Consider the following 12,410-nt stretch of genomic DNA (forward strand, 5'->3'; position numbering starts at 1 on the left):
GAACGCACGGCTACGCTCGGGCCATGAAGAAGAGCGTCCTGACCCGCTACCGGGTGATGGCCTATGTCACCGGCGTGCTGCTGATCCTGCTGACGATCGGCATGGTCGCCAAGTACCTGCTGGACGTCGACGGTGCCGACAGCTTCGTGACCATGGTCGGTTTCGCCCACGGCTGGCTCTACGTCCTGTACCTGGTCTTCGCCTTCGACCTGGGCTCCAAGGCGAAGTGGCCGTTCGGCAAGCTGGCCTGGGTGCTGCTGGCGGGCACCGTGCCCACCGCGGTCTTCTTCGTCGAGCGCTCGGTGTACCGCGAGGTCGCGCCGCTGGTCGTCGACGGCCGCCCGGAGCCCGCCCAGGTGTGAGCCCCCGCGCGCGGGAGCACGCCCCGGTCCGCCGGGGCATCTGTGGGGATGTTTGTGCCGGGCCGCTGACCTGCGAGGACGGTCCGGCAGACCACTCGATCGGCCTGCTGTGACCGGTCAGCCGTCGACAATTACTTGGACGTCCTAGTAAATTTGAGCCATGGACGCCGAAGGCATTGAGGCAGGCCGCCGTCGCTGGCAGGCCAGGTACGACGCGGCACGCAAGCGCGATGCCGACTTCACCACGCTCTCCGGGGACCCCGTCGAGCCGGTCTACGGACCCGCTCCGGGCGACACCGTGGAGGGGTTCGAGCGGATCGGATGGCCCGGGGAGTTCCCGTACACCCGCGGCCTGTATCCCACCGGCTACCGCGGCCGGGCGTGGACCATCCGCCAGTTCGCCGGGTTCGGCAACGCCGAGCAGACCAATGAGCGCTACAAGATGATCCTGGAGGCGGGCGGCGGCGGGCTGTCGGTCGCCTTCGACATGCCCACCCTGATGGGCCGGGACTCCGACGACCCGCGCTCGCTCGGCGAGGTCGGCCACTGCGGGGTCGCCATCGACTCCGCGGCCGATATGGAGATCCTCTTCAAGGACATCCCGCTCGGCGATGTCACCACCTCGATGACGATCAGCGGCCCGGCCGTCCCGGTCTTCTGTATGTATCTGGTGGCCGCCGAGCGCCAGGGTGTGGACACCTCGCGGCTCAACGGCACGCTCCAGACGGACATCTTCAAGGAGTACATCGCCCAGAAGGAGTGGCTCTTCCCGCCCGAGCCCCATCTGCGCCTGATCGGCGACCTGATGGAGTACTGCTCCGACGGCATCCCCGCCTACAAGCCGCTCTCCGTCTCCGGCTACCACATCCGCGAGGCCGGGGCCACGGCCGCCCAGGAGCTGGCGTACACCCTCGCCGACGGTTTCGGCTACGTGGAGCTGGGGCTCTCCCGCGGGCTCGATGTGAATGTCTTCGCACCCGGTCTCTCCTTCTTCTTCGACGCCCACGTCGACTTCTTCGAGGAGATCGCCAAGTTCCGCGCCGCCCGCCGGATCTGGGCCCGCTGGATGCGCGACGTCTACGGCGCGACCTCGGAGAAGGCGCAGTGGCTGCGGTTCCACACCCAGACCGCCGGGGTCTCGCTCACCGCGCAGCAGCCGTACAACAACGTGGTGCGCACCGCCGTGGAGGCGCTGTCCGCGGTGCTCGGCGGCACCAACTCGCTGCACACCAACGCACTGGACGAGACCCTCGCGCTCCCCAGTGAGCAGGCGGCCGAGATCGCGCTGCGCACCCAGCAGGTGCTGATGGAGGAGACCGGCGTCCTCAACGTGGCCGACCCGCTGGGCGGTTCCTGGTACGTCGAGGCGCTGACCGACCGGATCGAGGCCGACGCCGAGAAGATCTTCGAGCAGATCAAGGAGCGCGGCCGCCGGGCGGTGCCGGACGGACAGCATCCGATCGGGCCGATCACCTCGGGCATTCTGCGCGGGATCGAGGACGGCTGGTTCACCGGCGAGATCGCCGAGTCCGCCTTCCAGTACCAGCGGGCGCTGGAGAAGGGCGACAAGAAGGTCGTCGGCGTCAACTGCGCCCATGGCTCGGTCACCGGCGACCTGGAGATCCTGCGGGTCAGCCATGAGGTCGAGCGCGAGCAGGTGCGGGTGCTCGGCGGCCGCAAGGCCGGGCGGGACGAGGCCAAGGTCGCCGCGGGACTCAAGGCGATGCTGGCCGCCGCACGGGACGGCGGCAACATGATCGCGCCCATGATGGAGGCGGTGCGCGCCGAGGCCACCCTCGGGGAGATCTGCGATGCGCTCCGCGACGAGTGGGGCGTCTACACGGAGCCGGCCGGCTTCTGATCGTGCCCGCGGGCGGGTTCCGGCGCCGGGGCGATCCCCGCGCCGGAGCCCGCCGCCGCCAGTCCGTGCAGCAGCAGGGTGGCGAAGGAACAGGCCCACTCCCGGTCCACCGGTTCGGCGCTGACCAGCAGCCGGTGCACCACCGAGCCCGCGATCACATCGAAGATCAGGTCCGCGTTGCGGGCGGCCGCGGCGGCATCCTCCTCGCCCGGCAGTTCCCCGCGGAGCTGGGCCCGCTGCCGCCCGATCAGCACCAGCCGCTTCTGCCGGTCCACGATGGCCGACCGCACCCGTGCGCCCAGCGCCTCGTCATGGGTGGCCTCGGAGACCACGGCCATCAGCGCGGTCTTGGTCTCGGGGCGCTCCAGCAGGGTGGCGAACCGCACCACCACGTCCTCGATATCGGCCCGCAGACTGCCGTGGTCGGCCACTTCGAGCTGTTCGTCGAAGACCGCCGCCACCGCGTCCACGACCAGTTCGTTCTTCCCCGCCCAGCGCCGGTAGAGCGTGGTCTTGGCCACCCCGGCGCGCGCCGCCACATCGCCCATCGTCAGCTTGCCCCAGCCGAGCTCGACCAGCGCGGCCCGGGTGGCCCCGAGGATCGCGCGATCGGCCTCGGCGCTGCGGGGGCGCCCGGTACGGCGTGCGGGCGTGCTCATGTCGGCGACCTTACCCATTGGTGACGAAGGAAGACCTGGTGAGAGAGATCACCAGGGATCTATGGCCGGATGACGGGGGGCGGGGGTGACGCGGCGGCTCACGCCGATTACGCTACGAGTCGTAGCGTAAGAGCGATGACCATGAGCGCCGGTTGGGGAGCCGGCGGGCCGGTCGGGGGCCGGTCGACGCGCTTTTCCATTCACCGCGGGAAGAGGGGAGGATAGGACCATGCAGCCACGGAACATGTCCATGAGTGGAGTGGTCGACCTCGCCGCGGTGAAGGCGGCCGGGGAAGCGAAGCAGAAAGCGGAGAAGGCGCGGGCCGAGGCGGCCCGCACCGGGGGCGCGCCCGCCCCCACGCGTCTGGTCTTCGATGTCGACGAGGCCGGTTTTCAGCAGGACGTCCTCCAGCGCTCCACCGAGGTACCGGTCGTCATCGACTTCTGGGCCGAGTGGTGCGAGCCGTGCAAGCAGCTCGGTCCGATCCTGGAGAAGCTGGCCGGGGAGTACGCGGGACGGTTCGTGCTCGCGAAGATCGACGTCGATGCCAACCAGATGCTGTTCCAGCAGTTCGGCGTCCAGGGGATCCCCGCGGTCTTCGCGGTGATCGCGGGCCAGCCGGTGCCCCTCTTCCAGGGGGCCGCGCCGGAGGCCCAGATCCGTCAGGTGCTGGACCAGCTCATCCAGGCCGCGGAGCAGCAGTTCGGCATCGTGGGTACACCGGTCGAAGACGGCGCCGGGGACGCGGAGGCCGAGCAGTCCGCTCCGCCGCAGCCCGTCTCGCCGCATGACGCCGCGCTCGCCGTGGCCCACGAGGCGCTGGACGCGGGCGATCTGGGCGGTGCCGTCCAGGCGTACCGCAATGTGCTCTCGGACGACCCCGCCAACAGCGAGGCCAAGCTGGGTCTGGCGCAGGCGGAGTTGCTGGAGCGGGTCCAGGGCGTGGACGCGCAGACGCTGCGCAAGGCCGCCGCGGACCACCCGGGGGACGTATCCACCCAGATCGCCGCGGCCGACCTCGACCTGGTGGGCGGTCATGTGGAGGACGCCTTCGGGCGCTTGGTGGAGGCGGTCCGGAAGACGGTGGGTGAGGACCGGGAGAAGGCACGGCTTCATCTCCTCGGTCTCTTCGATGTGATCGGCGGTGAGGATCCCCGAGTGGTCACTGCGCGTAGTGCGTTGGCGCGCGTGCTGTTCTGACCTCGGCCTCCTCAAACGAGACAGCGACCGCTCTTTACCAAAACTTGGTAAACGCGGTCGCTGTTACTGCCAGTAAATGCACCCCCGTGGTTTGTCCGGTCTTGGAGTAAATCTCCCGCCCTTTCCGGTCACTTGACCGCGACCCTGCGTACCCGGCCGCGACCGTCCGGCCGCATGACGGTTATCTGTCCGTTACTCGCTAGTAACGAACCCCTTGTGCCCCGGCCCCGAATGGACCACGATCGGCCAAGCTCGGTCCATCCCCCGTAGCCCGGCATCCGGTCGGCGCCACGGCGTGGTTGGGTCCCCACCGAGTAGGTCGGCGGCAGTGGCGTCGGCCTTGGACAGGGGGGTCCCTGCCCCAACAGGCAGGGCCTGTCCAGGAGGTTGCGCGAGAAGCGTGGCCAGTGGTTGTCGCTCGGGGGTGATCGCCGGTGTACACGGGTGCGGTAAGCGCCTGTGAGACGTGGGCGCTCTCCTTCCCGAGGACGTAGCACTTCTCCCATCCCAGGTCCGGGGTCACGACCCCGGCCGGAGATGTACGTCCGAGAAGGAGGAAAGTCATGGAGTCTCTGGCTCGTGGCGGGACCAGATGGAAGCGGTTCGCCGTAGTCATGGTGCCGAGCGTTGCTGCCACGGCCGCGATCGGCGTTGCCCTGTCCCAGGGTGCGCTCGCGGCTTCGTTCAACGTGTCCGGCCAGCAGTTCAAGGTCACGGCCGACCGGCTCGACGGTAAGGGCTTCGTTCAGTACGGAGCCCTTGACACGCAGCACGGCGGGAAGACCATCCCCGTCGCGGTCTCGGCGTTCAAGAACGCCAAGATCAAGGGTCTGTGCCAGTCGGTCGTCATCCCGGTCCCGGTCTTCGGCGATGTGTCGCTGAAGCTGTCGGCCGGTAACGGCAGCAAGCAGGTCGAGGCGAAGAACCTCTTCATCGACCTGGACCAGCTGGACGCGGATGCCACATTCCGCGGGATCAACATCGGTGTCGCGGCGGGCGATTCGACCAAGGGCCCGGGCATCAAGAAGGGCGACAAGGCCCTTCCTGGTTCCTTCGCCCAGGAGGCCGACTCGGCCACGCTCACCGATGTGAAGCAGACCGCCTGGGCGACCAGCGCGGGCACGTTCAAGCTCTCCGGCCTTTCGATGAAGGTCAGCAAGGGCAAGAACGAGTGCTTCTGACGCGCTGAGCTGGAGGGTGGGGGGCCGCGGCGCTGCCCCTCACCCGGCATCGCCCAGTCGCGCGGAGGCACCGCGCAACGAGTACCGCTGTAGAACCGCGATCGCAGATCGCCAGCCCCAGGGAGCTGTTTTCAATGAGTGCCGAGTCGCCGGGGGCGCGTGACCGTATCGGCCGCCTGCGGAGGTCCTTCCGGGAATGGCGCTGGCAGCGCCCGTTCTGGGCGGGGCTGCTGACCCTGCTGGCCGGACTGCCGATCATGTACTTCCCGTACAACAGCCTCAGCGCGGGTGGGTTCACCATCAACCTGTCCACCACCGCCGGATCCGCGTCGCTGATCATCGGTGTGCTGTTGGTGATCCTGGGCCTCACCATGTGGTTCCAGCCCGTCGTACGGGTGTTCGCCGGAGTCGCCTCGATCCTGCTCGGCCTGGTGTCGCTGCCCGTGTCCAACATCGGCGGCTTCCTGATGGGATTCCTGCTCGCCCTGTTCGGCGGCGGGATGAGCGTCGCCTGGGCGCCGGGCGAGACTCCCTCGGCCCAGCCGGCCAAGGGGTCGGGTGCTGCGCCGACGGGCGACGAGGACGGTGACAGCGTGCCGGAACCGGCCGGGGCCGGGGCCGCACCGGACCAGGAATCCACCAATGGGAGGCACCGTGCGGGGTGACGAGGAGCAGGCGGAGGGCGCGGGCGCGCGCCGGGCGAGAACGGGACCACGCCACGCGGCGCCCAAGAAGTCGATGCTCACTCGCCTTCAGGTACCCGCGGGCAAGGCCATAGCGCTGGCCGCGATGCCCACCGCCGTGCTCATGGGCATGGGGCTGACACCTCAGCTCGCCTCGGCGAGTCCCCGGCCCGAGGACCGCTACAAGGCCGGGCCGTGTGTGTCCCAGCCCGATGAGGCGGACAAGGACGCCAAGGACGAGAAGGGCGCCGAGGACGAGAAGGACGAGGCGGGCACCAAGGATCCGGCAGGGTCCGAGGACCCCAAGGGGTCCGGGGACAGCTCCGGCTCCACCGGGAACGGCGACACCCCGGCACAGAAGCCGGACCCCGCGCCGACCCCGACCGAGGAGACGTCCACGCCCGAGCCGGACCCGTCCGGTTCCGCCTCCGAGGACGATGACGAGTCCGGGGAGCCGAGCGCCACACCGAGCCCGTCGGAGTCCGACAACCCGCTCGACCCGCTGGGTCTCGGGGACAAGCTGCGCGACATCTTCACCCCCGACGACGAGGAGGACGAGGAGCCGGCGGAGCCGAGCGCCTCGCCGAGTCCGTCGGAGTCCGGCACGCCCACCCCGTCCGCCGATCCGTCGTCCGAGAAGCCCGCCGACGCGGTCAAGGACACGGTGGACGAGGCCGGCGACGCCGCGAAGGACACCGTCGACAAGGCGAAGAAGACGGTCGAGGACACCAAGGACGAGGCCGAGAAGGCCACGCCCTCGCCCTCCCCGTCCGCCTCGGAGTCCGGCGGCAAGGACGGCAAGGACGCCTTCCCGTGTCCGGAGTTCGACGCCGACGCCTACAAGAACGCCAAGACCGACCCGACCCCCAGTCTGCTGCCCGACGAGCCCTGGACGCTCAAGAGCAGCATGCTGAGCCTGCACGGCCTGGACTACAAGGGCATCGTGGAGGTCAAGACCTACAGCGGCAAGGTCAAGAAGGTCCTCAAGTTCACCGCCTCGGGCATCGGCATCAAGGATCTGCACCAGACGGTCATCGGGCCGGGCGGCACCACCACGCATGTACAGGCGCGTGAGGGTTCCACCTCGGACATCGAGAACGGCACGGTGACGATGTACACCGAGGAGCTGTCGGGCAACCTGCTGGGGATCATCCCGATCACCTTCAGCCCGGAGAGCCCCCCGCCGCTCAACCTCCCGGAGATCTTCTTCACCAAGGTCACCGTCAAGCAGGCCGGTCAGTTCGGCGGCGATCTGACCATTCCGGGGATGCGCGTCTACAAGACCGGGGAATGACCCCGCGACCACACAGACCCGTTCGGGAGCCGCGAAAACCCCTCTTCCGGGAGGGAGCGCCCGTGGGCACCAACTCCGTTGCGAATTGGTGCCCACGGGCGCATTCGTGTCCCATGCGGCCTATGATTACCTTGAGTGTCCGAACGAACGCGCTCCATGTCGCTCGGGAGTGCGCTGCGGGGGAAGCGGGGGCAGCGGGTGGAGAACTGGATCTCGGTCGAGGGCGCGGACGCGGGCGCGGGTCTTGAATCGCTCGCCGACTGGCTGCGGGGCGAACCCCGGCTGGCGGGCCGGGTGCGGCCCAGGGCGGCGCCCCCGCGGCGCGGACAGATGGGCGCGGTCGCCGAGTTGCTGGTGGTCTCGGTCGGTGCGGGCGGTCTGCTCCCCGTCCTGGCGGGGGCGGTGGGCGCCTGGCTGTCGCAGCCCCGGAGGTCCGACCTGCGGATCAAGGTGCACGCCCCTGACGGCCGCCATATCGACATCGAGGCGAAACAGGTGAGCAAGGCCGCGGTGGAGGAGATCCTCCGCGAGGCGCTGCGCGAAGAGCGGGAGTAGACGGTGCGGCTGCCCGACCCCGAGCGCTCCCGGGTGGTCCTGATCGGCACCAGCACCTACACCGACCCCGAGCTGCCGGATCTCCCGGCCGTGCGGCGGACGGTGCGGGATCTGGAGGCCACCCTGACCGACGCCGCCTACGGGGCCGTCCGCCCCGAGCACTGCACGGTGCTGCTGGACAGCGGGGACCTCGACGAGGTCGGGGACGCGCTGTGGGAGGCCGCGCACCGGGCGGAGGACCTGCTGCTGGTCCACTACGTCGGACACGGTCTGATCGGACCCAAGCGCCACGATCTGTACCTGTCCCTGGCCAAGAGCCGTTGGGCCCGGCCGGAGTTCGGCTCGCTGGAGTACCGCAAACTGCGTGATGTGGTGCTGGACAGCCCCGCCGCCTCCAAGGTCATCATCCTCGACAGCTGCTTCTCCGGCCGGGCGCTCAGCGGCACCATGGCCGCGCCGCGGACCACCGTGGCGGGACAGGTCGAGGTCGCGGGCACCTATGTGATGGCCTCCTCCCCGGACGACGCGGTCTCCCTCGTGCTGGACGGCGAGGAGAACACGGCGTTCACCGGACGGCTGGTCCGGCTGCTGCGCGAGGGAGTGGCGGACGGGCCCGAACTGCTCAGCATCGACGAGCTCTACCGGCGGCTCCAGCACACCATGGACGTCGAAGGGCTGCCCGAACCGCTCCAGCGCGGCAGTCGTACCGCGGCCCTGCTCGCCCTCGGCCGCAACCGCGCCCACGGTCTGAGCGCCGGCCGCGCCCGGCGGGCCCGCCACGAGGCGGCCGTGGCGCTGTGCGAGGCCGGGCGGTACCAGGAGGCGGCCGACGCGCTGAGCGTCCTCCTGGAGGAGCAGCGGATGCAGTTGGGCGCGGACCACGAGGAGACGCTGCGCGGCCACCAATGGCTCGCGCACAGCCTCGGTGGGGCCGGGGACCCGGCGGGGGCGGCCCGGACGCTGGATGAGATCCACGTCCGGCAGCGGACCGTGCTCGGCGCCGACCATCCGGACACCCTGCGCACCCGCCAGTTCCTCGCCGTCAACCTGGGCGAGTCCGGGCGGCGTCCGGAGGCGGTCAAGATGCTGCGGCTGCTGCTGATCGACCGGCGGCGGGTGCTCGGCCCGGACGATGTCCACACCCTGCGCACCCGGCACGTCCTGGCGCACAACCTGGCGCGCTCCGGGGAGCCGGACGAGGCGGAGGCCCTGCTGCGCGAACTGGCCGCCGACCGTGAGCGGATCCTCGGCGCGGACCATCCGCACACCCGGCGGGTGCTGAGCGATCTGTCCGCCCTGCTCCGCGAGGTGAGTTGATGTTCGAGCGGTTCACCGACACCGCGCGGCGCGCCGTCGTGGTCGCCCAGGAGGAGGCCCGGCGCTTCCACCACGACTACATCGGCACCGAGCACCTCCTGCTCGGTGTGCTCGCCGTGGGTGGTACGCCGGGCCTCCAGGCCCTGGAGGCGGCCGGGATCGCACCGGACGCCGTGCGGGCCCGCACGGAACAGTTCCTGGAGCGCGGCGCGGTGGCTCCCACGGGCTATATCCCCTTCACTCCGCGTGCCAAGAAGGTGCTGGAGCTCTCGCTGCGTGAAGCGCTCCAGCTCGGGGTCGGCCACATCGGTACCGAGCATCTGCTGCTCGGGCTGATGCGGGAGGGCGAAGGGATCGCGGCCCAGGTGCTGCGGTCCTTCGGCGCCGCATCGGAGGGACTGCACGCCTCCGTGCGCACGCTCGAACCGCTCTCCGCCCCGGAGGCGCAGGACCTTGCGACGCAGGAGCAGACGCCGGTCGCCCCGGCCCCCGTCGCCCCGGCCCCCGCCGTACAGACCCAGCCCGGCGGGTTCCAGTTCGAGCGCTACACCGACCGTGCCCGCCAGGCCGTGGTGTCCGCCCAGGAAGAGGCGCGGGGCCTGAGACACAACTACATCGGCGGCGAGCACCTGTTGCTGGGTCTGCTCACGGCGGAGGGCGTCGCCGCTTTGGCCCTGGAGAGTCTGGGGGTGTCGTACGCGTGGGCGCACGGCCGGATCGTGGAGATCATCGGGCTCGGCACCGAAACCCCCACCGGCCACCTCCCCTTCACCCCGCGCATCAAGAAGGTCATGGAGCTCGCCCTGCGGGAGGCCGCCACCCTCGACCACCGTTACATCGGTGTGGAGCATCTGCTGCTGGGGCTGATGCGCGAGGGCGAGGGGGTGGCCGTGCAGCTCCTCACCGGCTTCCTCGGCGAGGACGGCCCCCGGCGGGTGCGTGAGCGGGTCGTGCAGCTCATCACCGACCCGCCGGAGGTGCAGGAGCAGGAGCCGTCCGTACCGGAGCCGCCGGTGCCCGCGGAGCCGCCGGTGACCGCCTCGCGCGATCTCACCGAGGCCGCGCGGCGGTCGCGGCTCGATCCGGTGGCCGGGCGGGAGCGGGAGATCCAGCGCTTGATGCAGGTGCTGATGCGCAAGTCCCGCAACAGTGCGCTGCTGGTGGGGGAGGCGGGCGTCGGCCGGACGTCGATCGTCATGGGGCTGGCCCAGCGGCTGGCCGGTGGTGAGGCGCCGGCGGGGCTCTCGGGGGTGCGGCTGCGCGCCGTCCACCCCGGTCGGCTGCGTACGGCGCTGGCGGAGCTGCGCGATCGCGCCACCACCGTGCTCTTCCTCGACGACGCCGATCTGGCCGAGGGCTCGGACACCCTGTCCGCGCTGCGGGGGTCCGGGGTCCGGGTGATCGCGGTGGTCGAACCGGCCGCGCACCGGCCCGCGCTGGAGACGTTCTTCCAGCCGGTCCCGGTGGGTGAGCCGTCCCTGGAGGACACGGTGGCCATCCTGCGGCTGCTGCGCCCCGAGTACGAGCGCCACCACGCCGTCTCCATCACCGATGACGCCCTGGAGGCGGCCGTCACCCTCACCGTCCGCCACCTGCCCGGCCGGGTGCTGCCGGGCAAGGCCATCGAGGTGCTGGACGAGGCGGGGGCCCGGGTGCGGCTGACCGACGGTGCGCAGACGGTGGACGCGGCGGTGGTCGCCGAGCTCTTCGCGGAGGTCGCGGGCCCGCCGCGGCGCTTCGACGACGACCGCTATGTCTGGGCCATGAGCTGAGGCCCGCCGGGGAGACGCCGACGGCCGGACTCCCGGGGGAGTCCGGCCGTTCGCCGTTCGCGTGCGGGGGAGGGGGTTACTGCCCCTCGCCGCCCAGGTGGTGCACCCGCACCATGTTGGTGGTGCCGGGGACGCCGGGGGGCGAACCGGCCGTGATGATCATGGTGTCACCCGCGGAGTAGCGGCCCAGCTTCAGCAGTTCGGCGTCGACCAGGTCCACCATCGCGTCGGTGTTCTCGACATAGGGCACCACGAAAGACTCCACGCCCCAGCTCAGGGTCAGCCGGTTGCGGGTGGCGGCGTCGGTGGTGAAGGCCAGGATCGGCTGCTGGGCACGGTAGCGGGAGAGCCGCCGGGCGGTGTCACCGGACTTGGTGAACGCCACCAGCGACTTGGCGCCCAGGAAGTCGGCGATCTCGCAGGCCGCGCGGGCCACCGAACCGCCCTGCGTCCGCGGCTTCTTGCCCGGCACCAGCGGCTGGAGGCCACGGGAGAGCAGCTCCTCCTCGGCGGCCTGGACGATCCGGGACATCGTCTTCACGGTCTCGATCGGGTACGAGCCGACCGAGGACTCGGCGGAGAGCATGACCGCGTCCGCGCCGTCCAGGATCGCGTTGGCGACGTCGGACGCCTCGGCGCGGGTGGGGCGGGAGTTGGTGATCATCGACTCCATCATCTGGGTCGCCACGATCACCGGCTTGGCGTTCCGGCGGCACAGCTCGATCAGCCGCTTCTGCACCATCGGGACCTTCTCCAGCGGGTACTCCACCGCCAGGTCACCACGGGCCACCATCACGGCGTCGAAGGCATCGACGACCTCGGTCATATTGGCGACCGCCTGGGGCTTCTCGACCTTGGCGATCACCGGTACCCGGCGGCCCACCTCGTCCATCACCCGGTGGACGTCGCGGACGTCGGCTGCGTCCCGGACGAAGGACAGCGCGACCATGTCGCAGCCCATGCCCAGGGCGAACTTCAGGTCCTCGACATCCTTCTCGGACAGCGCCGGGACATTGACCGCCGCGCCCGGCAGGTTGATCCCCTTGTGGTCGGAGATCACCCCGCCCTCGATCACGATGGTCCGCACCCGCGGACCCTCGACCGCGGTGACCCGCAGCTCCACGTTGCCGTCGTTGATCAGGACCTGGTCGCCCTTGGACACATCGCCCGGCAGCCCCTTGTAGGTGGTGCCGCAGATGGTCCGGTCACCGGGGACGTCCTCGGTGGTGATGATGAACTCGTCACCGCGGACCAGCTCCACCGGACCGTCGGCGAAGGTCTCCAGTCGGATCTTGGGGCCCTGGAGGTCGGCCAGCACGCCCACCGCGCGGCCGGTCTCCTCGGAGGCCTTGCGGACGCGGTGGTACCGCTCCTCGTGCTCCGCGTGGCTCCCGTGGCTCATATTGAATCGGGCCACGTTCATCCCGGCCTCGATCAGCGACTTCAGCTGGTCGTAGGAGTCGACGGCGGGGCCCAGGGTGCAGACGATTTTGGAACGGCGCATGAGGCTGATCCTATCGGTTTG

The 12,410-nt window shown here is 70.4% G+C and carries 10 protein-coding genes and 1 pseudogene; 9 read left to right on the forward strand and 2 right to left on the reverse strand.

Features of this window, described 5'->3' with window-relative positions; genetic code table 11:
• The first annotated feature begins 23 nt into the window (after positions 1-23).
• Positions 24-362: a DUF3817 domain-containing protein gene (locus tag NMK44_RS05140; RefSeq protein WP_254738625.1), complete on the forward strand. Its 339-nt coding sequence runs from the start codon at positions 24-26 to the stop codon at positions 360-362.
• A gap of 160 nt (positions 363-522) precedes the next feature.
• Positions 523-2,223, forward strand: coding sequence for a coenzyme B12-dependent isobutyryl-CoA mutase large subunit (gene icmA, locus NMK44_RS05145; protein ID WP_254738627.1), 1,701 nt, complete (start codon positions 523-525; stop codon positions 2,221-2,223).
• On the opposite strand, the gene NMK44_RS05150 is transcribed toward icmA, so the two are convergent.
• Entirely contained in the window at positions 2,199-2,882 is a 684-nt protein-coding gene (locus NMK44_RS05150) for a TetR/AcrR family transcriptional regulator (protein WP_254738629.1), read from the reverse strand. The two genes, icmA and NMK44_RS05150, sit on opposite strands and share 25 nt — an antisense overlap.
• A gap of 229 nt (positions 2,883-3,111) precedes the next feature.
• Between NMK44_RS05150 and NMK44_RS05155 the strand changes: the two genes are divergently transcribed.
• The 7 genes and pseudogenes from NMK44_RS05155 to NMK44_RS05190 form a co-directional block, all read left to right on the forward strand.
• Positions 3,112-4,083, forward strand: a complete 972-nt coding sequence (locus tag NMK44_RS05155) for a tetratricopeptide repeat protein (RefSeq protein WP_254738631.1) — start codon at positions 3,112-3,114, stop codon at positions 4,081-4,083.
• Positions 4,084-4,646: 563 nt separating this feature from the next.
• Entirely contained in the window at positions 4,647-5,264 is a 618-nt protein-coding gene (locus NMK44_RS05160; RefSeq protein WP_254738633.1) for a DUF6230 family protein, read from the forward strand.
• Between the two features lie 134 nt (positions 5,265-5,398).
• A complete protein-coding gene (locus NMK44_RS05165) occupies positions 5,399-5,929 on the forward strand; it encodes a DUF6114 domain-containing protein (protein WP_254738635.1) in 531 nt (176 codons plus the stop codon).
• Complete coding sequence (locus NMK44_RS05170) at positions 5,907-7,241, forward strand: hydrogenase expression protein HypF (protein WP_254738637.1); 1,335 nt, start codon at positions 5,907-5,909, stop codon at positions 7,239-7,241. Before NMK44_RS05165 ends, NMK44_RS05170 begins: the two co-directional genes overlap by 23 nt.
• 135 nt (positions 7,242-7,376) lie before the next feature.
• Positions 7,377-7,796 carry an effector-associated constant component EACC1 gene (locus NMK44_RS05175; RefSeq protein WP_254738639.1) on the forward strand — a complete coding sequence of 140 codons (420 nt, stop codon included), beginning with the start codon at positions 7,377-7,379 and terminating at the stop codon, positions 7,794-7,796.
• A gap of 3 nt (positions 7,797-7,799) precedes the next feature.
• Entirely contained in the window at positions 7,800-9,113 is a 1,314-nt protein-coding gene (locus tag NMK44_RS05180) for a caspase, EACC1-associated type (protein ID WP_254738641.1), read from the forward strand.
• Positions 9,113-10,795, forward strand: a pseudogene (locus tag NMK44_RS05190) (ATP-dependent Clp protease ATP-binding subunit); the annotation flags it as partial. The gene NMK44_RS05180 and the pseudogene NMK44_RS05190, both read left to right, overlap by 1 nt.
• Positions 10,796-10,961: 166 nt before the next feature.
• Here NMK44_RS05190 and pyk read toward each other — a convergent pair.
• The gene (gene pyk, locus NMK44_RS05195) at positions 10,962-12,389 is read right to left on the reverse strand and encodes a pyruvate kinase (protein WP_254738643.1); all 1,428 of its coding nucleotides are present in this window, start codon (positions 12,387-12,389) and stop codon (positions 10,962-10,964) included.
• Between the last annotated feature and the right edge of the window lie 21 nt (positions 12,390-12,410).

Origin of the sequence: Streptomyces cucumeris, assembly GCF_024295805.1 — a bacterium.
Lineage (GTDB): Bacteria > Actinomycetota > Actinomycetes > Streptomycetales > Streptomycetaceae > Streptomyces > Streptomyces cucumeris.